This window comes from Bacteroides sp. ET489 (genome assembly GCF_030518095.1).
Classification (GTDB): Bacteria; Bacteroidota; Bacteroidia; order Bacteroidales; family Bacteroidaceae; genus Bacteroides; species Bacteroides ndongoniae.
On the sequence record NZ_JAULLJ010000002.1, the window covers coordinates 121,013 to 144,689 of the forward strand.

Consider the following 23,677-nt stretch of genomic DNA (forward strand, 5'->3'; position numbering starts at 1 on the left):
TATAAAAAACAGACTGAGCCAAAATCCTGCATGATATTAGCCCTTTTTCCTGTCTGTCTGTTTTGGGTAAAGGAGTGTTTTGAGGCAGCTGCGCTTTACGAGTTGGCTGTCTCGAAGAACTCTTTGATGGTTTTCGCTTTTGCTTCGCCTACAACGGCGCTCAGTGCTTCTTGCGATGCTTCCCTGATCCGCTTTACGCTCTTGAATTCTTTCAGCAAGGCGGTCTTCGTCTTTTCGCCTATTCCTTTGATGTCATCCAGCGCCGATGCAATCTGCCGTTTGCTGCGTTTGTCGCGATGGAAAGTGATGGCATAGCGGTGTACTTCGTCCTGAATCCTTGTCAGCAGGTGGAAGAGGGGCGTGTTCTGTTTCAGCCCGATGGTCTGTGGCGGAAAGCCATAAAGCAGCTCTGAAGTGCGGTGTTTCCCGTCCTTGGCCAGTCCTGCGATGGGAACATCGATTTGCAGTTCGTCTATCACCTCTTTTACGGCGCTCATTTGCCCTTTTCCTCCGTCGGTGATAAGCAGGTCGGGCAAGGGCTGTTTCTCTTCAATGGCGCGCTGATAACGCCGCCTGACGACTTCTTTCATGGAAGCATAGTCGTCCGGTCCTTCTACGGTCTTGATGTTGTACTTCCGATAGTCTTTTTTCGACGGTTTTCCTTTGATGAATACGACGCATCCGGCCACGGGGTCGGAGCCTTGTATGTTCGAGTTGTCGAAACATTCTATCTGCATGGGAAGTCTTTTGAGGTGCAGTTCGTCCTGTATTTCCTTCAGCAGTCTGACGGTTCGTTGCTCCGGATTCAGCTTTTCGGCCTGTTTCAGTCGGTCGGCTTTGTACTGTTTGACGTTGAGTAGGGAAAGGTCGAGCAGTTTCTTCTTGTCACCTCGTTGCGGCACGGTGAAAACGACATCTTTCAGCTCAATGTCCAGCTCGAAAGGAACGATGATTTCACGTGAAAGGCTTTTGTAACGTTCGCGCATTTCGATGATGCCCAGTGCCAGCAACTCTTCTTTGGTTTCGTTCAGGCGTTTCTTGTATTCGAAGGTGAAAGCTTGGTTGATGGCACCATTTGTGATGTGCAGGTAGTTGATGAAAGCAGAGCTGGCATCGTTGTCTTCCTCGATGGAGAAAACATCGATGTTGTGCAGTATGTTGCTTACTACTTCCGACTTGGAGCGGTAGTTTACCAGCAGCATGTATTTCTCTTTCACCTTTTGCGCTTCCTCAAACTTCATTTCGGCTGCCAGTTCCTGCATCTGCTGGAAAAGCATCCGTTCGATGTATTGCGTATTCCCTTTTAGTATTTCCTTGATTTCATCGATATTCTTCATGTATTCGTCCATGCTCTGTTTCCCTATGCATGGACCTGCGCAGTTCTTGATGTGGTATTCCAAGCAGACGTTGAACTTTCCGTTTCGGATGTTTTCGGGCGAAAGGTTCAGGTTGCAGGTGCGTAGCGGGTAGAGGTGCTTAATCAGATCGAGCACAGCATTCATCGAAGGTATATGGCTGTAGGGCCCATAGTAGGAAGAGCCGTTTCGTATGATTCTTCTCGTCTTGAAAATACGTGGAAAATATTCGTTTTGAACGCAAATGGAAGGGTAGGTCTTGTCGTCCTTCAACAAGACGTTGTAGCGTGGCTTGTATTTCTTGATCAGGTTGTTTTCGAGCAATAGGGCGTCTTCCTCAGTATTGACCACGATGTATCGTATATCGGCAATCTTGCTGACCAGTACCCGTGTCTTTCCCGGCTCGTGTTCTCGGTTGAAGTAAGACGATACACGGCGTTTCAGGTTTTTGGCCTTTCCTACGTATATAATGGTGCCTTCAGCATTCAGGTATTGGTAAATGCCAGGGCCTTCGGGTAGGTTGGAGACAATGCCTTTCAGATAATCGTTGATTTTTAACTCTTCCATTTTAGTATGCTTTTCGTTCGATGGACGTATGGCTGGGGGTAGGGCATATGCTGAAGTTTCTTTGCTCCGTTCTTTTCTATCTGCGATGAAAAGGAAGCAAAGAAACTCTTTTATGTATACTTATCTGTCGAAAGTCAATATGGATTCTATTTCAACATCATTTTGAGCTATTTTCTCTCTTCCGTGCAGATTCTTTAATTCGATGATGAAATTGACGTATAGCTTGTTTTTGTTCAGCTGTCGTACTAATTGGCAGGCTGCAGCCATGGTGCCTCCCGTAGCCAGTAAATCGTCGTGGATCAGGACAACGTCATCTTCGCTGATGGCATCCTTGTGTATCTGTATAGTGTCCTTTCCATACTCTTTATCGTAGCTTAGCTCAATTGTCTCAGCCGGAAGCTTCCCGGGTTTGCGGATTGGAACAAATCCTGCTCCTAATCGGATGGCGAGGGCAGGTGCCATAATGAAGCCTCTTGATTCGAGTCCGACAACTTTTGTGATGCCTTTATCCTTGTATGTCTCGTAGAGTATGTCCAGGATGCTCTTTAAAGCTTCACTGTCTTTGAACATGGTTGTTACGTCATAGAACAAGATTCCCGGTATCGGGAAATCAGGTATTTCTCGGATACTTTTGATAATTGTTTCTTTGTTCATAATCAGATATTTTAATGCGTTTATTGAATTATTTGTTTCACGTGGAACGCGTTCGTCTTAGCGGCCCGAAAGGACTAAGAGAACATTGATATCGCTCGGTGATACTCCCGGTATACGACTTGCCTGGGCGATAGTCTCCGGATCTATCTTCACTAACTTCTGCCGGGCTTCGGTAGATAGAGATTGGATTGAGTTATAGTCGAACTTTCCTTTGATCTTGATGCTTTCCAAACGAGCCAGCTTGTCGGCTATGATACGCTCTCGACCAATATATCCTTCGTATTTGATTAAGATTTCAGCAGCTTCGATAATTTCTTCTTTCCGCTCTGTTATCTTATCCAATTCCCGCTTCAAGGCACTTACGTGTTCACTCATATTTTCGATTGTTATTTGCGGGCGATTTATTAAGTCGATTAGTTTGCATCCTTGTCGGAGTGGAGTAGTACCTAACGACTCTAATGTGGGATTAATCAATGCAGGTTTCATGGAATAATTGCGAGTAAACTGAACCAAACTTTCGATGGCTTCACGTTTTTTTCGTAATAACTCATAGCGATCGTTTTGGGCAAGTCCCAGTTTCCATGACTTCTCTGTCAGGCGCATGTCTGCATCGTCCATACGAAGCAGTATGCGATATTCTGCTCGTGAGGTAAACATTCGGTAAGGCTCGTCTACACCTTTAGTAACCAAATCATCGATGAGTACGCCGATATATGCTTCATCGCGTCCCAATGTGAAAGGTTCTCCTCCGTGGCAATTGATATGTGCGTTGATGCCGGCTATGATTCCTTGTCCGGCAGCTTCTTCGTATCCTGTCGTTCCGTTTACTTGTCCGGCAAAGAACAGATTCTTTATTTTTTTTGTTTCCAACGTGTGTTTCAGTTGGGTCGGGTCGAAGTAATCGTATTCGATAGCATAACCAGGACGATAAATGACGAGGTCTCTGAATGCAGGAATCTTTTTAAGTGCTGCAATCTGTATTTCCATGGGAAGAGACGATGAAAAACCGTTCAAATACAGTTCGCGGGTTGTTTCTCCTTCCGGTTCCAGAAATAATTGGTGTTGCTCCTTGTCGGGGAAGGTTACAATCTTGGTCTCGATACTTGGACAGTAGCGTGGCCCTATACTTTTGATCTGTCCGTTGAAAAGGGGAGATTCAGGTAAACCTTCACGCAGTATCTGGTGCGTTTCTTCGTTGGTGAAGCATGTCCAACAAGGCAACTGTTTCAGATGACGTGTGCCTGTATTCATGAATGAGAACTTGTGGAAATCTGCTTCGCCATCTTGAATCTCCATACAGTCGTAGTGAACGCTTCGTCCATCGATGCGTACCGGCGTACCTGTTTTCATACGGCCATAGGTAATGCCGTGCTGTGCGATAGATTCGGTCAATTCGTAAGAAGCGGGTTCGGCCATTCGTCCGCCAGGCAGCATGGTTCGTCCTACGTGCATCAGTCCGTTCAGGAAGGTACCTGTTGTCAGAACTACACATTTGGCGTGGAAAGTTACCCCCCACACGGTTTTTACTCCTGTTACTTTTCCGTTTTCAACGAGAATTCCGTTTACGGTGTCCTGCCAAATATGTAAGTTGGGTATGTTCTCCAGAATTTCCCGCCAGGCCCAAATGAATTTGCCACGGTCGCATTGGGCACGTGGACTCCACATGGCCGGTCCTTTTGATCGGTTCAGAATCCGGAATTGGATAGCGGTTTTGTCTGTTACTAATCCCATGTATCCACCCAGTGCATCGATTTCGCGCACAATCTGTCCTTTGGCAATACCACCCACAGCCGGATTACAGCTCATCTGCCCGATTTTATTCATGTCCATAGTGATGAGACACGTTTTGGATCCTAAATTGGCAGCAGCTGCTGCGGCTTCACATCCAGCATGCCCGGCACCGATTACAATTACATCGTATTTAAATTCCATTCGTCTAAAACTGTTATTACTGATGCAAAGTTACTAAAAAGTTAGGTTAAGGTTTTACTTTCTGCTGCTTATTACTTATGAATTATAAGAAAAACTGGTCAGGAATTGCAGTTTGGTTTTATCGTTCTATTTATTGAACAGATTCTTTTATCTTATGTTCGGATGATAGACTATTTTTGCATCATTGATTTGTGTAGGTTTTCTAATCTGAAATTGTTTTCTAATAAGACTTTTAATTCCTCTTGGTAGAGGAAATGTTAGCTTCGTTAGAAATGTTGGTTATTTTAAAATAGAGCAGGTATGTTATTCAAAAGAACATTTTGTAGTATGTTATTGCTGGCGGTAGTGCTGGCTTGTGCTTATGGCGTCAATTATACGCCGGAAAGGGTGTGTGCTTCTGTTTCATTGAAAACGCCGGGGAATAGTGCTGAACGGTATGCTTTGTCTTTTCGGGATTCTGAGAACCCGTTGTATAAATATCAGCTCATTTCGCCCGAAAAAATGCCATTGCTGATTTATCAGGATGTGGATCAAGCGGAGAAATCTTGTCGGGTAACAGTGTTCATTGTAGCTTTGGAGAATGTATATTTTCACTTCGACGAGCTGGTGAAAACGGGCTATCGACACGATGACTGCCTGTTCTATATGCCCGGCTTCTGGTATCGTCGCAATCTGCGTTCACCCAAACAAGCTCCTTCTTTTCATACATCGGATAGTTGGGTGGTGCGGGAAGACCGCTTGAGTACACCATTAACGGCTGTATTTAATGAAAAAGAGAAAACGGTAATGTCAGTGATTCGTTTGGACGATTATGAGTCAGATGCATTGACTACTCATCAGGAAGGTGAGGTTATACTGTCTGGTTCTACTTCAATTGGCTATACAGGCTTTGAAAATATTTCAGGTGAAACATCCCTTTCTTTTGGTTTCCCTTATAAGGAGGAACCACGAAGCTATGTCCGTAAATTGACTCTGGCTCCTTCGGTTGAAGCTTTTCAGCTTCTGAAGAAAGGAGAAACACTTACTTTGACATGGGAGTTGAAAGAGGCTGATGCAACTGACTTCTCTGAGTGCGTACAACGTACTTGGGAATATTGTTATGATACATATCGTCCTCAACCGGTTGAGACACCTTATTCTTCTGAAGAAATGAAAAGTGTATTGAGCAACTATTTTGTGGAAAGCTTTGTAGATGATACATCGGTAAACTATTTTTCGGGAGTCGAATTACGTACAGCTACCTGCAAATGCAATGATGTAGCTGAGGTAGGTTTTGTGGGACGTACATTACTGAATGCTTTCAACGCTTTGGAATATGGCGAGCAACAGCAAAGAACCGATTTGGCAGGAAACGCCCGTCTTGTTTTTGATTCTTATCTGAAGAATGGCTTTTCGTCTGCAGGTTTCTTTAATGAAGTTATTCATTATAAGCGGGGAGCAATAGAACAGAATCATAGCATCCGTCGTCAGTCGGAAGGAATATACGCAGTGTTGCATTATTTGAATTATGAACGTACCCGTGAGCGGAAACATCCGGAGTGGGAGAAGCGTGTCAGGAAAATGTTGGATATGTTCTTGCTTCTTCAGCAAGCTGATGGCAGTTTCCCACGTAAGTTCAAGGATGATTTATCACTGGTAGATTCGACAGGAGGAAGTACTCCATCTGCTACATTACCGTTGGTGATGGGGTATAAATATTTTAAAGATAAACGTTATTTAGAAGCAGCCCGACGTACGGTAAACTATTTGGAAATGGAGATTATATCCAAATCTGATTATTTCTCGTCTACGCTTGATGCTAATTGCGAGGATAAGGAGGCTTCCTTGTATGCTTCTACGGCAGCCTATTATCTGGCTCTGGTTTCGAAAGGAGAAGAACGTGCTCATTATACAGCATTGGCCAGGAAGGCTGCTTATTTTGCTTTGTCGTGGTACTATACGTGGGATGTGCCCTTTGCGCAAGGACAAATGTTGGGTGATATTGGATTAAAAACCCGTGGATGGGGGAATGTTTCGGTCGAGAATAATCATATAGATGTATTTGTCTTCGACTTTGCCGATGTATTGAGATGGTTGGCGAAAGAATATAGTGAGCAACGTTTTGCAGATTTTGCGGAAGTTATATCAACCTCTATGCGTCAATTGTTACCTCATGAAGGGCACATGTGCGGCATAGCCAAAACCGGTTATTATCCCGAAGTGGTTCAGCACACTCATTGGGATTATGGGAAAAATGGAAAGGGATATTATAATACAATTTTTGCTCCAGGATGGACGGTTGCTTCTTTGTGGGAACTCTTTTCGTCAGGGCGTGCTGAAACCTTCCTCCGGTAGTAGATGTGTGTTAAAAGAAGATGCCATTGTGAGTGTAAGTTAAAAGCTCATGGATGAAGAATGAAAGAGTTAAGGCTTTAATCTTTGGTTATATATGTTTCTTGAGATAGTCTTAACTCTTTCATTCAATATTAATGTGGGCAGTTATTCTTTGTGAAGCAAGTTTTTTATATTCAAAGCTTTGTTCTCTGCTTCCTCCATGATTTCCCGTTCGCCGGGGCCTTTGTCGTTGATGCCGCACAAATGGAGAATACCATGAATAATAACACGATGCAATTCCCGATCATAATCGTTGTCGGCAAATTGCTCGGCATTGGTACGTACGGTATCTAGGCTAATGAAAAGGTCACCGTTCAAACGGTTGCCTTCGCAGTAGTCGAAAGTGATGATATCCGTATAATAATCATGTTGCAGATATTGGCGGTTCACTTCCAGAATCTTTTCGTCTGAACAGAAAATGTAGGCTATCTCTCCTACACGCTTTCCATAAGTTGCGGCTACAGCTTTAATCCATTCTGTAGTCTCACGTTTTTTGATGTTGGGCATTTCCACGCCATCTGTTTGGTAACTGATCATAGTCTTATTGATTTGTTTAATTGGTTCTGTAAATAACTAATGTTTATAAGGAGTTGTTTCGCTTGTGCCATACCTTTTTGATGTCTGTGGTGGATACTGATAAATATTGTCTGTAGTTTATCTGGCAAAGAACAGGTAACTGATAATAATAGCAGCAATAATCCCTGAAAAGTCGGCGATAAGTCCACATGTTACGGCATTGCGGGTACGGCTGATGCCTACACTGCCAAAGTACACAGCCAGAATATAGAATGTGGTATCCGATGCACCACGGGCTACACAACTCATACGGCCTACAAACGAATCAGCTCCGTATTCTTTCATGGTATCTATCATCAGGCCATTGGCTGCGCTTCCACTCAGTGACTTCATTAGGGCAGTGGGCAGGGCACCAACAAAGCTGGTGTCGATGCCGCATAGGCCTACAAGATAACCAATGCCGTTTACCAGCATATCCATTGCACCCGAAGCACGGAATACGGCAATTCCGACAAGGAAAGCTACCAGATAAGGAATGATACGCACGGCAGTGCTGAACCCTTCTTTTGCTCCTTCGATAAAAGCGTCGTAAACGTTGATCTTTTTTCGAAGTCCCCACACGATAAAAAGCAGGATGATACTGAACAGGATTATATTGGCTGCCAGTGTAGAATATGTGCCCATCTCATCACGTCCTACACGGACAAAAAGCCAGATAAGGGCTGAAAAGAAAAGTGCAATGCATCCTAAAAGAATAAGTACAGGTTTGCAGAATAGATTCAACCGTTGCGAGATACTTACTGCTGCAACACCTACAAGGGTCGATATGGTTGTGGTAAGCAGTGTCGGTATGAAAATGTCTGTGGGTTGGACTGCGCCCATCTGTGCACGATACATCATGATACTGACAGGAATCAGTATCAATCCCGATGTATTCATTACCAGAAACATAATCATCGGATTCGTGGCTGTATCTTTTTTCGGATTCAGTTCCTGAAGTTCTTTCATGGCTTTTAGTCCTAAAGGCGTAGCGGCATTGTCCAGTCCCAGCATATTGGCCGACAGGTTCATGAAGATACTGCCCATTGCGGGGTGCCCTTTGGGTATATCCGGGAAAAGGCGGCAAAACAAGGGGCTCAACCATCGGCTCAGGGAATTGATCATACCGCTGTTTTCGCCGATTTTCATGATTCCTAACCAAAGAGCCAGTACTCCGGTAAGTCCTAATGAGATCTCGAAAGCATTTTTAGAAGAATCAAATGTCGAGTTCACCAGCTCCGTGAAGATTTCTGTGTCGCCCATGAACAACAACCGGATAAGAGCTACGATGAAGGCAATGACAAAGAATGCCACCCAAATGTAATTCAGAACCATAGACTAAATGTAATTTTAATTGCAAAAGTAAGCATATCTTTCTACTTGGCACGTGAATTTTGGCTATTTTTGTCCCGAACGAGAGGAAAAATTTATCATATTTGAAAGATGTTACAGAAAACAATAGCAATAGAACAGGAACTCCGTCTGTATGTCGATCCTGTAAAGCGTGAATATCTTCCCAAGTTTTTCAAAACAGGGAAGGGGCAATATGGCGAAGGCGACCGCTTTTTGGGTGTTGTCGTTCCTGATACCCGTCAGGTAGCTCGCCGTCACAAAGAGGAACCGTTTGATGTGATGGCCGAGTTGCTACAGAACGAATGGCACGAATGCCGTCTTTGTGCTTTGCTGATGATGGTAGAACGTTTCAAAAAGTCTGCTCCTGATGGACGGAAGATAATCTTTGATTTCTATCTGACGCAGACTGCCCGTATCAATAATTGGGATTTGGTCGATCTTTCGGCTCCTTATATCGTAGGCGAGTATTTGAAGGATAATCCCCGTGATGTACTTTATCGGCTGGCACAGAGTGATTGGCTTTGGGACCGGCGCATTGCGATTGTTTCGACTCTTGCTTTGATTCGGGATCATGACTTCATTGACACTTTGCGATTGTCGGAATATTTCCTTCAGCCTTATGTGGCTGCTGCACCTTCGCTCCCTGCTGTTCGTATGCACGATCTGATGCAGAAAGCTATTGGCTGGATGCTGCGCGAGGTGGGCAAGCGAGATAAGGATCTGTTGGTACAGTTCCTTGAGAAATATGCCGTCGTAATGCCCCGTACAATGTTACGTTATGCCATTGAGAAGTTCTCGAAAGAGGAACGGCTGGAGTTTATGGCGCGTTGATTATGCACAATAAATAGAAGCAAGTTTTTTGTAAGTTAATGATAATACGTTGGAGTTATGTATAAAGAATTTATAGGCATTCTTTGTTTTCTGTTCAGTGCCTGTCTGCTTCAGGCACAAGATGCCAAAGAGAGGGGATTGCAAAGTATCAATAGAACATCGGCAGAAGCCATTGTCGGTTTTCTGGCCGATGATGAATTGCAAGGACGCGAGGCAGGTATGCACGGCTCGCGGGTGGCAGCACGCTATCTGGCTGCTTTTCTGAAAGACATCGGTGTGGCTCCGCTTGATAGAGAGAGTTATTATCAACCTTTCGAAGCCTGTGCCCGCGAGCGGCAGCAAAAGGGACGTTTTCAGGTTCATCCGGACTCTATTGCTCTTTACAAACAGGGGGCATATCGTTCTTTGCGGCTGAACAATGTACTGGGAATGATTCCAGGTAAGCGGAAGGACGAGTATGTAGTGGTAGGTGCCCACTTCGATCATTTGGGCGTGGACGAAACCTTGGCCGGAGACTCTATCTATAATGGAGCTGACGATAACGCTTCCGGTGTTTCGGCTGTCCTTCAGATAGCCCGTGCTTTTGTGGTTTCGGGACAGAAGCCGTTGCGCAATGTCATCATTGCTTTGTGGGATGGCGAGGAGAAAGGATTGCTTGGCTCAAGGTATTTCACTATGTCGTGCCCTTTCATCGGAAAAGTGAAAGGCTACCTTAACTTCGACATGATAGGTCGTAACAATAAGCCCGACTGTCCGCAACATGTAGTCTATTTCTATACCGAATCGCATCCAGCCTTTGGCGAATGGCTGAAGCAGGATATTCGTACGTATGGTCTGGATCTGAAGCCCGATTACCGTCCTTGGGATCGTCCCGTTGGCGGTAGCGATAATGCTTCGTTTGCTTTACTGGATATTCCCATTATCTGGTATCATACGGACGGACATCCCGATTATCATCAACCGAGTGACCATGCAGACCGGTTGAACTGGGATAAGCTGACAGACATCACCCGTGCTTCATTCCTGAATGTCTGGAATTTGGCTAATGAACCTGTTTATTGACCTGTATTTATGCCCGGTTTAAAATAAATTGTGTACGATGAGAAATATTACGCTCTGTGGGGTTTTATTGTTGATTTTCTGCACATGTTCTAATCTATACGCTCAACATATCATTTCCAGAAAGCTGCCTTTCTTCTATGAATTGGCTTCTAACGAGATTTTTGATATTTATCAGGATAAAGAAGGGTATTTGTGGATTGGTACGACAAACGGACTGGCGCGCTACGACGGATATCGTTTGCAGTCTTTTCGTTCGGACTATAAGGATTTAAGTTTGCTTACCGACAATACCATTTCTTCTATTGCCGATAATGAGCAATATGTTTGGATAGGAACTCGCAAAGGCCTTAACCTGTATGACAAACACACTTGCCGGGTTGTGCCTTTCCCGGATGAGAGACTTTTGGACAAGAATATCAATTATATGATTGCCGACCATTCGGGTACGGTTTGGCTGGCTACAGGAAAGAAGATATACAAATGCTCTCCGGATGCCACAAAAGTCGAAGAGTACGAGCTGCTTTCTCGCAAAGATTATCTTGTCAATGCTGTCTATGCTGACAGAGAAGGGAATGTGTGGGCACTTACAAATGGAATTGGGCTTTTCAGATACGATGCTGAAACTGACTCCTTTATCAGCTATCCCCGGCTGGGGGCATCTAATGCTCCTTATACTATGTATCAGGACGTTGCCGGTAATTATTGGATTGGTACATGGGGAGAAGGGTTGTGGCAGTTCTTTCCTGATAAAACGGATGATTGTTATAAAAGACATCACATCATAAACACAAGAACCGGTTTGTCGGAACCTATCTTTTACAGTATGGTTCAGGACGATACGTTCGGTTATCTGTGGTTACTTTCCTATAATGAACTATATGCGTTGAAGTATACAGAGGATGGCCGGTTAGAGAGTGTCGATATCCACGACAGGGTAGATACGCACATGATGTATACCAAAATCTTAAAAGACCGGGAAGGAAATTTGTGGCTGGGCTCTTATGATATGGCCTATACGATCTTTTTCGATCATTCGAAGATTGATAACTATCCTTTGGAGCAACTGAAAGAACAGATGGGATGGGATGTCAATATATTGAATCTGTGCATGGACAAAGAATCGCTGATGTGGATTAGTCAAGATCGATATGGGCTTTGTCTTTACGATTTACAACGGAATCTGCTGGTCGATAACAAGAATAATGAAGTGTCAGGACTTGGTGAAGTGGAACTGTTGGTGAAGTCACGCGCAAAGGACGGAATTTGGGTTACGCCCAGATATGTGCCGAGGGCTGTGCGGGTGGCATATCGAGATATGTCGGTTTGTGTAGAAGAAGATATTAATCTGTCTGGACAAGCGAGTGGGAGCATCAAGAATTTGACAGAAGATAGCGCTGGTAACTTATGGATATTGACAAAATCTGCATTGTTTATCAAACAACCGGATGTTGATAAGCCCGTTGTCTCCGGGCAGAAGTTACCGATGATGCATGCCATGGCTGCCGGTCCGGATGGATATGTCTGGGGAGTAGGTTCGGACAAATGTCTGTATCGGTTGCGTTATTCCAACGGACAGATTGTTTTGGAAGACCGGGTTCCGGTTCAGCTTTTGTCAGAGCAAGAAGAAATTCTGCATATTAGTCTGGATTCTGAAGGCTGCTTGTGGTTGGTATCCTCTTTGGGCAGGATCTTCAGGTCGGACCAGGGCAGGAGAACTTTTAAAAATATGCCTTTGGACAGTAGGCTGGATAACTGTTCGGTATTGGGAATGGTTGCCGAGAAAGATTTTGTGTGGATTGCAACCAATAAAAAAGTACTGCAATACAATATCCGCAAAGAAACCTGTGTAGACTATGGAACTACGGATGAAAACATCGAGGTCGATGTATTCCGATACAAGGCAATCAGCCCAGACGGTTTGGGTGGACTGTATGTTGGCGGGCATCACGGATTTGTACATATTCAGTCGGATACGGTTTCTGCAATCGACGTCTTGCGTTTCCGTCCGGTGGCTACAGATGTGCGTTCGGATAACCAAAGTGTACTGTTTGGTGGAAGAAATACGGCCAGTCGGGTGGTACTCGATTCGGATGCCAAGAATATTGAAATCTGTTTTTCTCCTCTACGCTATGCGTTGAATTCGAAAAAGCTCCGGATGGCTTATCGGTTGGAGGGAGCTGATAAGGACTGGATTTATCTGGATTATGGCAAAAGTTCGGCTTTCTACAACCGTTTGAGGAAAGGTACTTATCACTTTAAGGTGAAAATGGAAGACGGACAAGGAGGGTGGACTGCTGGAGAGACCCTGCTGACGCTGGTGAAACTTCCGGCTTTCTACGAAACCTGGTGGGCTTACGCATTCTATCTGATAGTCGCTGTTTCGTGTGCTTATTCTATGTTGCGTTTTTATATCAGGCGGATGAAGCTGAAGAATGAAGCAAAACTGAAAGAAGAAATGGTGCGTACGAAGCTGAATTACTTTACAAACGTTTCGCACGAACTGCTGACGCCGCTTACGGTGATTTCCTGCATGTCCGATTATATGGAACAGAAAGTTCCTGCCGTGCGTCAGCAGTGCGATGTGTTGAAGTCGAATGTGGACAGACTAAAGCGCCTGATACAGCAGATTCTCGACTTCAGGAAAGTAGATGTCGGAAAAATGAAGCTGAGTGTGGCAGAAGGGGATGCCGGCGCATTTATACAGACGCTTTGCAATAATAATTTCCGCCCGTTGGCTGCCCAAAAGAATATATCGCTCGAAATCAGTATAGAACCAGTCGAGATAAAGGCCTGGCTGGACTTTGACAAGCTGGATAAGATTCTGTACAATCTTCTTTCGAATGCAGTTAAATACACTCCGGAAGGGAAAACAATCAGGATTACGGCCTATATTGTACATAAGGAAGGTGTTCGTTTTCTGGGACTTAAAGTAGCCGACGAAGGGGTAGGAATTGCTTCGGGCGAGCTTGCCCGGATCTTTACCCGTTTCTACAGCGATCGGAAGAACAAAGGAGTAGAATCGAACGGCATCGGGCTTTCGCTGACAAAGGATCTGGTATGTCTGCATCATGGCAATATTGATGTGGAAAGTACGTTAGGCAGTGGCAGTTGTTTTACGGTAGAGATTCCTGTCGATAAAGAGGCTTATGCGGCCGATGAGAGGGTGGAAGAAGTGTCCGTACTTCCGGCCGATGAAATCGCTTCTGAACCTAACACAGAAGCCGAACCTGTATTGCCGGAAGAAAACACCGACCGGCCGACGTTGCTGCTGATAGATGATAATACGGAACTGCTCTACATTATGCGGGAGCTGTTTAAGGATAGCTATGGGGTGCTGACCGCTGCTGACGGAGGACAGGCATGGGAGCAGCTGACTGCACATACGGTAGACGTGATAATCTGCGATGTAATGTTGCCCGATGTAAGCGGATGGGAACTGTGCAGCCGAATGAAAGCCGATTTGCGTTTCAATCATATTCCGGTGATTATCCTGACTGCCAAGAACGGTGCCGACGACCAGGTGACCAGTTATAATGTAGGAGCCGAAGGTTACATTGCCAAACCGTTCGATATGAAAGTGCTGTCAGCCCGTATCGACAACTTGATTAAAGCTTCGCGAAGAAGACAGGCGGCATTCCGAAAAGAGAAGAATGTCAGTCTGGAGGACCTGGCCTATCCTTCAGCCGACCGTCAGTTCCTGCAAGCTGTAATCGAAAGCATCGAAGCGCATCTGGAGCAGTCGGAGTTCGACCTGGATCAGTTGTCTAAAGAGGTGAACATGTCCAAGTCTACGCTGTATCGCAAAATCAAGTCGATGACCGGACTGACTCCGTTGGACTTTGTGCGCAATGTCAAGATGAAGCGTGCCTGCATGATGTTGTCTTCACATTCGGTAACCATATCCGAGGTTGCTTATGCCGTCGGTTTCAATAATCCCAAGTACTTCACGAAGTGCTTCAAAGAGGAGTTTGGCGTAACTCCTACCGAGTATCAGCAGATGCAGCCGTCTTAACCGGAGCTGTATGCTGTGTGGATTAAGAGGTTTTTCAGGGGGCAAAAATCGTTCATTAGGGGGTAAATTCTTTGCATGCAAGGATTTTACTCCCTATATAATTTGTTTGGATGCCTGTTTTTGTGGAGTAGTTTGCTTCTTTTGCATACTTGAATTAATGCTAATAACATGAAAAAGAAACAGAATTTTGCAGGCCATCGTGCAATAGGTTTTCTGATGGCGTTTATTTTTCTTTGGGGAGTGCTTCCGTATGCGGAAGCCGGTGATGTTCGCAAACAGCTTTTCGATAGTGGCTGGAGGTTTGCTTTGGGTGACAGTACTGCTGCTTCGGCTGCGGCTTACGATGATTCGGCCTGGCGGTTGTTGGACTTGCCGCACGATTGGAGTATTGAGGGAACGATTGCTGCCGATGCACCGATGGGGAACGACGGCGGATATTTCCCCGCGGGAATAGGTTGGTATCGTAAAACCTTCCAGGTTCCTGCCGACTATCGTGACCGCAAAGTAGGAATCTATTTCGAGGGTGTGTATATGAATGCAGAAGTGTTCATCAACGGAACTTCGCTGGGTGTTTGGCCGTATGGTTACTCTTCTTTCTTTTACGACTTGACTCCTCATATCCGTGTAGGCGAGGCGAACGTAGTTGCAGTACGTGTCGACAACTCTCAGCAGAAGAACTGCCGCTGGTATAGTGGCTCGGGCATTTACCGGCACGTCTGGCTGACGGTAACCGACAAGGTGCATATCGACCACTGGGGTATGTTTGTTACGACGCCCGAAGTGAGCAAAGAAAAAGCGACCGTTAAGGTGCAGACAGCTTTGAAGAACGAGACTGCGGCCGACCGTCGCATCACGCTGACCACCACCCTGTTCGATGCCAAGAAGCAGTCGGTAGGCGAAAGCGAAACAACTGTCGACCTGCCTGCCAATTCTTCGAAAGAGGTGTCTTTGTCCATCCCAGTGCTTCAGCCGGCTTTGTGGAGCCCCGACACGCCTTATCTGTACGAGGCTCGCTGTACGGTAGCAGAGTCGGGCGAGGTGAAAGACTGTATGACTGAGAATTTCGGCATCCGTAGCATTGAGTATTCTGCCGAGAAAGGCCTGTTGCTGAACGGCAAGAAGATCATCCTGAACGGTGGTTGTCTGCACCACGATAATGGTTTCCTGGGAGCAGCAGCTTACGACCGTGCCGAGGAGAGGAAGGTAGAGCTGATGAAAGCTGCTGGCTTCAATGCCGCACGTACGGCACACAATGTACCCTCGGAGGCTTTCCTGGATGCCTGCGACCGCTTGGGACTGCTGGTTATTGACGAAGCTTTCGACGGCTGGCGCGACAGCAAGAACAAATACGACTATTCGGTTCACTTTGATAAATGGTGGCAACGCGACCTCGACGCAATGGTGCTCCGCGACCGCAACCACCCTTCCATCTTCTGTTGGAGTATCGGAAACGAGGTGATAGAGCGCAAGAAGATAGAAGTGGTTACGACAGCTAAAAAACTGGGCGACCGCGTACGTCAGTTGGACGGTACACGTCCGGTCACTTCGGCTCTGGCTGCCTGGGACAGCGACTGGGAAATCTACGATCCGCTGGCTGCCCAGCACGAGATTGTAGGTTACAACTATATGCTCCACCGTGCGCCGGACGACCATAAACGGGTACCTTCGCGTGTGATTATCCAGACCGAGTCATTCCCGCGCGGTGCCTTCGACAATTGGAAACTGGTGACTTCGAACGAATACGTTCTAGGCGATTTTGTGTGGACAGCTCTCGACTATCTGGGTGAGTCGGCCATTGGCCGCTACTATTACGTAGGCGACTCGGAAGGCGAGCATTACGTACGTCCTCATTATCCTTGGCACGGTGCCTATTGTGGCGACATCGACCTGACCGGCTGGCGGAAACCGATTTCCCATTATCGCGACCTGCTCTACAATGCGGACAAAAAACTCTACCTGGCCGTGAAAGAGCCGGACAATTATTACGGTAAAATCAAGGAAACAGCCTGGTCTGTCTGGCCTACGTGGGAAAGCTGGAACTGGCCGGGACACGAAGGTAAGCCCATCGAGGCCGAAGTCTATTCGCGTTATCCGAAAGTTCGCCTGTACCTCAACGACCAGCTGGTAGGCGAGCGGGCTGTAGGGGTTGAGCAGCGTTTCATGGCAGTCTTCACCTTGCCTTATCAGCCGGGCACACTGAAAGCTATAGGTGTAGACGCTGAAGGCCGCGAGGCAGAAGAAAAAGTACTTGTTACGGCAGGTGAGCCGGCAAAAATCCGCTTGACGCCCGACCGCAAGACTTTGAAAGCCGACGGACAGGATCTTTCGTTCGTAACGGTAGAGGTGGTGGACAAAGAAGGCCGCGTAGTGCCCGATGCCGCAAACCGCCTGTCGTTCGAGGTGAAGGGAGCCGGAGTGATTGCTGCTGTGGGCAACGCTAATCTGAGAGATACCGATCCTTATGTAGGCAAAGAGCGGAATGCCTGGAAGGGTAGGGCTATGGTCATCGTGAAGAGTACCGCAAAGAGTGGCACTATCCGGCTGAAAGTTTCTGGCGAGGGACTGGATTCGGCTTCGCTGTCCATTAAGGCTACCCGATAAAAGGCTTTCGAAGGCCTCACAGGGCACTCCTGAAGGGGGATTGTGGGACACTTGCACGGCTCGCGAGCCGTACAAGTGTCCCACAAATGTATTGCAAGTGTCGCTCGCGAGCCGTGCAAGTGTGGCAGAAGGCGGTGGTCTCTGCTTGCGAAAAGCGTCTCCCTTTTTCGGTTATTCCAAAATTAATTAGTTATTTTGCACGTGCCAAGAACGGTGTATGCCATCAGTGGCATGCCGTGTAGAATGTGGAAATAAGAAATGGAACAGGAAAACTTTGACATACGCAGCCAGCAATTGGCTTCGGGCAAGGAAAAGGACTTTGAGAATGCGCTCCGGCCGCTCAGTTTCGAGGACTTCAGCGGGCAGGACAAGGTGGTAGACAACCTGCGCATCTTCGTCAAGGCAGCCCGCCTGCGCGGCGAGGCTCTTGACCACGTCCTGCTTCACGGCCCTCCCGGACTGGGAAAAACGACACTTTCGAACATTATCGCCAACGAATTGGGCGTGGGTTTCAAGATTACTTCCGGCCCTGTGCTCGACAAGCCGGGCGACCTGGCCGGCATTCTGACCAGTCTGGAAACCAACGACGTGCTTTTCATCGACGAGATACACCGCCTCAGTCCGGTAGTGGAAGAGTACCTTTACTCGGCCATGGAGGATTACCGCATCGACATCATGATCGACAAGGGCCCTTCGGCACGCAGCATACAGATTGATCTGAATCCCTTTACGCTGGTAGGGGCAACGACGCGCAGCGGTCTGCTGACGGCGCCGCTCCGTGCCCGTTTCGGCATCAATCTGCACCTGGAGTATTACGACGACGACGTGCTGGCCGGCATTATCCGCCGTTCGGCGCAGATTCTGAACGTGCCTTGCTCTACCAGAGCCGCGGCCGAAATCGCATCGCGCAGCCGTGGTACGCCCCGTATCGCTAATGCCCTGTTGCGCCGTGTACGCGACTTTGCCCAAGTGAAAGGATCGGGCAGCATCGACACCGAAATTGCCCAGTTTGCCCTCGAAGCCCTGAACATCGACAAGTACGGGCTCGACGAGATAGACAACAAGATTCTGACCACCATCATCGACAAGTTCCGTGGCGGTCCCGTGGGGCTGACTACCATCGCCACCGCATTGGGCGAGGACGCCGGCACCATCGAAGAAGTGTACGAGCCTTTCCTTATTAAAGAAGGCTTCATCAAGCGCACGCCGCGCGGACGCGAGGTGACGGAGCTGGCATACAAACATTTAGGACGCAGTTTGTATAGCAGCGACGGTAGACAGCCGTCTCTGTTTGACTAAGAAGAAGTATTTGGTTATGGCAAATTTAAAATCGCTTGCAAAGGAAACAGCCATTTACGGCCTGAGTAGCATCGTAGGGCGTTTCCTGAACTACCTGCTCGTGCCGGTGTACACCCTTGCCATGTCGGCCGAGTCGGGAGGCTATGGGGTAGTGACCAACATATACGCCTGGGTGGCGTTGGCACTGGTACTGCTTACATTCGGTATGGAGACGGGTTTCTTCCGCTTCGCCAATAACGGCAAGGACGACCCGATGCGGGTCTATTCCACAACGCTGTTGGGAGTAGGCGGAATGGCGCTTACGTTTCTGGTGTTGGGCTTGCTGTTTCTGCAACCCATTGCCGGCTTGCTGGGTTATGCCGAGCATCCCGAATACGTGGGTATGATGATGGCCGTTGTAGCCATGGACGCATTTCAGAGCATTCCCTTCGCTTATCTTCGCTACAAGAAGCGTCCCATCAAGTTTGCCGCGCTGAAGCTGCTGTTCATCTTCCTGAACATTGCGCTCAACCTGGCCTATTACGTGTGGATGAAAGGCAGTGACGTGGGCTATGCCTTCCTGTTCAATCTGATATGTACGTCCACTGTGATGCTTTGCCTGATACCCGAATTGCGCGGCTTCCGCTATGCGCTCGACCGGGCCTTGCTGCGACGCATGCTTTCCTATAGTCTGCCGCTGCTGGTGCTTGGCCTGGCCGGCATTCTGAACCAGGTGGCCGACAAGATAATCTTTCCCTACGTCTATCCCGATAAGGCCGAAGCCACCGTACAGCTGGGCATCTACGGAGCGGCCAGCAAGATAGCCATGATTATGGCCATGCTGACACAAGCCTTCCGCTACGCCTACGAGCCGTTCGTCTTTGGCAAGAGTCGCGACAAGGATAACCGTGAGGTTTATGCGCAGGCCATGAAGTTCTTCATCATCTTCACCCTGCTGGCTTTCCTCGCCGTGATGTTCTACCTCGATTTGCTGAAGTTCATCATCGGTCGCGACTACTGGGCCGGCTTGCGTGTGGTGCCTATTGTGATGGCTGCGGAAATCTTCATGGGTATTTACTTCAACCTATCTTTCTGGTACAAGCTGATCGACGAGACGCGTTGGGGAGCTTACTTCTCGCTGGCGGGATGTACGGTGCTGGTACTGATGAACGTATTGCTGATTCCCCGCTTCAGCTATATGGCCTGTGCATGGGCCGGCTTTACGGGCTATGGCGTGGCTATGCTGCTGTCGTATTTCGTAGGGCAGAAGAAATATCCCATCCGTTACGACCTGAAAGCGATAGGCGGCTACGTACTGCTGGCGGCAGTGCTTTACGTGGCGGCAGAATATGTTCCCATCGACAACATCTGGCTGCGCCTGGCTTATCGCACAGTGTTGCTGCTGGTGTTTGTAGCTTATGTGGTGAAGAAAGACTTGCCTTTGCGGCATATTCCGGTAGTGAACCGCTTTTTCAGATAACCGTGACTACGGTCCGACAACGATTATAATTACTTAATTAAAGAAACTTATGGAAACAACCGACCCGCACAGAAATACCTTTGCCATCAAGGCGTTTTTGAAAGAGTACCTGGACTTGCGCAAAGACAAGGACAACGAACTCGAAACCGTAGAATCCATCCGTAAGGGAGTGGAGTTCAAGGGAGCCAATCTGTGGATATTGATATTCGCCATCTTTATGGCTTCACTGGGACTGAACGTCAACTCTACGGCCGTGATTATCGGTGCCATGCTTATCTCGCCGCTGATGGGTCCTATCATGGGTGTGGGACTGTCGGTGGGACTGAACGACTTCGAACTGATGAAGCGTTCGTTGAAGAGCTTCCTCATCACCACGCTGTTCAGCGTGGTGACGGCTACGGTTTTCTTCCTCATCAGCCCGGTGGCCGAGGGACAGTCGGAACTGCTGGCACGTACGTCGCCCACCATTTACGACGTATTCATCGCATTGTTGGGCGGTATGGCGGGTGTAGTGGCTCTTTCTACCAAGGAAAAAGGTAACGTGATACCGGGGGTAGCCATTGCCACAGCGCTGATGCCGCCCCTGTGTACGGCCGGCTACGGTCTGGCTACAGGCAATCTGATTTACTTCCTGGGGGCTTTTTACTTGTATTTCATCAATTCGGTATTCATCAGTCTGGCTACGTATGTCGGAGTGCGGGTGATGCACTTCCAGCGCAAGGCTTTTGTGGACAAGAACCGTGAGAAGACGGTACGCAAATACATCATCTGCATTGTGGTGCTGACCATGTGTCCGGCTGTTTATCTGACTGTGGACATCATTCAGAATACATTCTTCGAGAGCGCGGCCAACAAGTTCATTAACGAGCAACTTTCTTTTGAGAATACCCAGGTGCTGGACAAGAAGATTGTGAACAAGGGCAAGGAGCGCGAGATACGCGTGGTGCTGATGGGTGACGAAGTGCCCGATGCATCGATAGCCGTGGCGCGTGGCAAGATGAAGGATTACCAGCTGGAGAACACGAAGCTGATTGTCATGCAAGGCATGAACAACGAGTCGATGGACATCTCTTCCATCCGTGCCATGGTGATGGAGGACTTCTACAAGAACAGCGAACAGCGCTTGCAGGAGCAGACACAGAAGATTGCCGAACTCGAAGGCAACCTGCAACGGTACCAGTCGTTCGATGAATTGGGCAAGAAAATCATTTCCGAACTGAAAGTACTTTATCCGTCGGTGAAGTCTGTATCCATTTCGCACGCCATCGAGACAACGGTCGACTCACTCCGTACCGATACGGTGACGCTGGCTGTGCTGAAGTTTGGCAAGTATCCCGACGCACGAGAGAAGAGTAAGATAACAGACTGGCTGAAGGCACGTACCGGTGCGCGTAAGCTGAGGCTGATAGCAGAATAAAACGACTAACAAACAGAGAGAAAGATATGAAGCTGAGACTGAAGTGGATGACCTTCTGCCTGCTGTTGGCATTGGCAAGCCATGCGGACGAAGGCATGTGGATGCTGGGTAACCTGAACCGGCAGACCCGGAAAGCCATGAAAGAGTTGGGACTGGAAATGCCTGCCAGCCGGTTGTATAACCCCCGTAAACCGTCGCTGAAAGATGCCGTGGTGAGTTTCGGAGGCTTTTGCTCGGGCGTAGTGGTGTCCGAAGACGGGTTGGTGCTGACCAACCATCATTGCGGTTTCAGCAGCGTGCAGCAACACTCGTCCGTCGAGCACGATTACCTGAAAGACGGCTTTGTGGCCCGCAACCGCAGCGAGGAGCTGCCTAATCCTGAACTGTACGTCCGTTTCCTGCTGCGTACCGAGGACGTCACCAAGCGCGTACTGAAACACGTCACCCCCCGCATGACCGAGGCTGAGCGTTCTTCTGTAGTCGACTCGATGATGCTGGCTATCGGTGCGGAAGTCTCGGCCGCGGACTCTACGCTGGTGGGTGTGGTCGATGCCTATTACGGCGGTAACGAGTTCTGGCTCTCGGTTTATCGCGACTTCAACGATGTGCGGCTGGTGTTTGCCCCTCCTTCGTCCATCGGAAAGTTCGGCTGGGACAACGACAACTGGATGTGGCCGCGCCACACGGGTGACTTCTGCGTCTTCCGCATCTATGCCGACAAGAACAACCGCCCCGCCGACTATTCGCCCGACAACGTGCCCTATCATCCGTCATACGTGGCACCCATTTCGCTCGACGGTTATCGCGAAGGCTCCTTCTGCATGACGCTGGGCTATCCGGGCAGTACGGAGCGCTATTTGTCGTCGTATGGCATCGAGGAGATGACGCAGACTGCCAACCAGGCCCAGATTGACGTACGGGGCATAAAGCAGGCCATCTGGAAGCGCGAAATGGACCGCAACGATTCCATCCGTATCAAGTATGCTTCGAAATACGACGAGAGCTCCAACTACTGGAAAAACAGCATTGGCATGAACCGTGCCGTCCGCAAGCTGAAGGTACTGAAGAAGAAGCGTGCCATGGAGCAGGAACTGCGCCGCTGGATTCAGCAGACGCCCGATGAACGTGCCGACTTGCTGCAACTGTTTACCGACCTGGAACTTGCCTATAAGAACCGACGCGAGGTGAACCGGGCACAGTCGTACTTTGTGGAAGCCTTTCTGAACGGTCCTGAACTGGTGCAGCAGGCTCTCACCATCCTGAACTTCGACTTCGAAGGCGAACACGACGTCGTAGTGGCCAACCTGAAGAAGATTGTCGAAACATACAAGAATCTGGATGTCGATATCGATAAGGAAGTCTTCACAGCCATGCTGAAGGAATACCGCTCGCAGGTCGATTCGGCCTACCTGCCCGAAGTTTACCACACCATTGCCACGCAATACGGAGGCGATGACAGGGCTTTTGTCGATTCGCTCTATGCCCATACCCAACTGGCTACTCCGCGTGGCCTGAAGCGTTTCCTTGAGCGCGACACGACCTATCAGTTGCTCGACGACCCTGCCATCAGTCTGGGTATCGACCTGATCACGAAAGCTTTCGAGCTGAATATGCAGATGCAGGAGCCTTCGGTGCAGATAGATCGGGGCGAACGTCTGCTGAATGCGGCCATCCGTCGCTTCTATGCTTCGCGCAATTTCTATCCCGATGCCAACTTCTCCATGCGCCTGAGCTTCGGTACCGTCTGCGGATACGACCCTTTCGACGGGGCACACTACGACTACTACACCACTACCCGAGGAGTGCTTGAGAAGGTGCGTGCCCACGAGGGCGATGCCGACTTCGAGGTACAGCCCGAGTTCCTGTCGCTGCTGTCGTCGGGCGATTTCGGCCGGTATGCCGACGAGAACGGCGAAATGAAGGTGTGCTTCATCTCGAACAACGACATCACGGGCGGCAACAGCGGCAGTGCCATGTTCAATGCACGGGGCGAACTCCTTGGCCTGGCCTTCGACGGAAACTGGGAAGCCATGAGCAGCGACATCCTGTACGAGCCCGATATGCAGCGTTGCATCGGGGTAGACATCCGCTACGTGCTTTTCGTTATCGAGAAGTACGGCAAGGCTAGCGAGCTGATACGGGAGCTTAAAATCGGATAAATCTTTTGTTTTTTGCGGGTGGGTTACGGGACTGTCCGTGCCTTACTG

Annotated in this window: 14 protein-coding genes; 9 read left to right on the forward strand and 5 right to left on the reverse strand. The window is 48.3% G+C overall.

Annotation, left to right across the window (positions count from 1 at the left end; translation table 11 throughout):
- Positions 1-95: 95 nt before the first annotated feature.
- From uvrC to mnmG, 3 genes are all read right to left on the reverse strand, one after another.
- Complete coding sequence (uvrC, locus tag Q3C19_RS01975) at positions 96-1,922, reverse strand: excinuclease ABC subunit UvrC (protein WP_277120341.1); 1,827 nt, start codon at positions 1,920-1,922, stop codon at positions 96-98.
- 120 nt (positions 1,923-2,042) lie between these two features.
- The gene (locus tag Q3C19_RS01980; protein WP_277120342.1) at positions 2,043-2,576 is read right to left on the reverse strand and encodes an adenine phosphoribosyltransferase; all 534 of its coding nucleotides are present in this window, start codon (positions 2,574-2,576) and stop codon (positions 2,043-2,045) included.
- A gap of 57 nt (positions 2,577-2,633) precedes the next feature.
- Positions 2,634-4,508, reverse strand: coding sequence for a tRNA uridine-5-carboxymethylaminomethyl(34) synthesis enzyme MnmG (gene mnmG, locus Q3C19_RS01985; protein ID WP_277120343.1), 1,875 nt, complete (start codon positions 4,506-4,508; stop codon positions 2,634-2,636).
- 300 nt (positions 4,509-4,808) lie between these two features.
- Here mnmG and Q3C19_RS01990 point away from each other — a divergent pair, with 300 nt between their 5' ends.
- Positions 4,809-6,842 carry a hypothetical protein gene (locus tag Q3C19_RS01990; protein WP_302726848.1) on the forward strand — a complete coding sequence of 678 codons (2,034 nt, stop codon included), beginning with the start codon at positions 4,809-4,811 and terminating at the stop codon, positions 6,840-6,842.
- A gap of 144 nt (positions 6,843-6,986) precedes the next feature.
- Here Q3C19_RS01990 and ybeY read toward each other — a convergent pair whose 3' ends face one another.
- Entirely contained in the window at positions 6,987-7,418 is a 432-nt protein-coding gene (gene ybeY, locus Q3C19_RS01995; protein WP_071148274.1) for an rRNA maturation RNase YbeY, read from the reverse strand.
- Positions 7,419-7,535: 117 nt separating this feature from the next.
- Complete coding sequence (locus Q3C19_RS02000; protein WP_302726851.1) at positions 7,536-8,771, reverse strand: nucleoside recognition domain-containing protein; 1,236 nt, start codon at positions 8,769-8,771, stop codon at positions 7,536-7,538.
- Between the two features lie 108 nt (positions 8,772-8,879).
- On the opposite strand from Q3C19_RS02000, the gene Q3C19_RS02005 reads away from it, so the two are divergent.
- The 8 genes from Q3C19_RS02005 (at position 8,880) to Q3C19_RS02040 (ending at position 23,629) form a co-directional block, all read left to right on the forward strand.
- Positions 8,880-9,620, forward strand: a complete 741-nt coding sequence (locus Q3C19_RS02005) for a DNA alkylation repair protein (RefSeq protein WP_302726853.1) — start codon at positions 8,880-8,882, stop codon at positions 9,618-9,620.
- A 57-nt stretch (positions 9,621-9,677) separates the two neighbouring features.
- On the forward strand, positions 9,678-10,682 hold the full coding sequence (locus Q3C19_RS02010; RefSeq protein ID WP_302726855.1) for a M28 family metallopeptidase: 1,005 nt from the start codon (positions 9,678-9,680) through the stop codon (positions 10,680-10,682).
- Between the two features lie 37 nt (positions 10,683-10,719).
- Positions 10,720-14,694, forward strand: a complete 3,975-nt coding sequence (locus tag Q3C19_RS02015) for a hybrid sensor histidine kinase/response regulator transcription factor (protein ID WP_302726857.1) — start codon at positions 10,720-10,722, stop codon at positions 14,692-14,694.
- A 216-nt stretch (positions 14,695-14,910) separates the two neighbouring features.
- The gene (locus tag Q3C19_RS02020; RefSeq protein WP_235817035.1) at positions 14,911-17,295 is read left to right on the forward strand and encodes a sugar-binding domain-containing protein; all 2,385 of its coding nucleotides are present in this window, start codon (positions 14,911-14,913) and stop codon (positions 17,293-17,295) included.
- A gap of 258 nt (positions 17,296-17,553) precedes the next feature.
- The gene (gene ruvB / locus Q3C19_RS02025) at positions 17,554-18,594 is read left to right on the forward strand and encodes a Holliday junction branch migration DNA helicase RuvB (protein ID WP_071148280.1); all 1,041 of its coding nucleotides are present in this window, start codon (positions 17,554-17,556) and stop codon (positions 18,592-18,594) included.
- 16 nt (positions 18,595-18,610) lie between these two features.
- On the forward strand, positions 18,611-20,053 hold the full coding sequence (locus tag Q3C19_RS02030) for a lipopolysaccharide biosynthesis protein (protein ID WP_302726860.1): 1,443 nt from the start codon (positions 18,611-18,613) through the stop codon (positions 20,051-20,053).
- 49 nt (positions 20,054-20,102) lie between these two features.
- The gene (locus tag Q3C19_RS02035) at positions 20,103-21,470 is read left to right on the forward strand and encodes a TIGR00341 family protein (RefSeq protein ID WP_302726862.1); all 1,368 of its coding nucleotides are present in this window, start codon (positions 20,103-20,105) and stop codon (positions 21,468-21,470) included.
- A gap of 26 nt (positions 21,471-21,496) precedes the next feature.
- Positions 21,497-23,629, forward strand: coding sequence for a S46 family peptidase (locus tag Q3C19_RS02040; RefSeq protein WP_302726864.1), 2,133 nt, complete (start codon positions 21,497-21,499; stop codon positions 23,627-23,629).
- Positions 23,630-23,677: the final 48 nt, after the last annotated feature.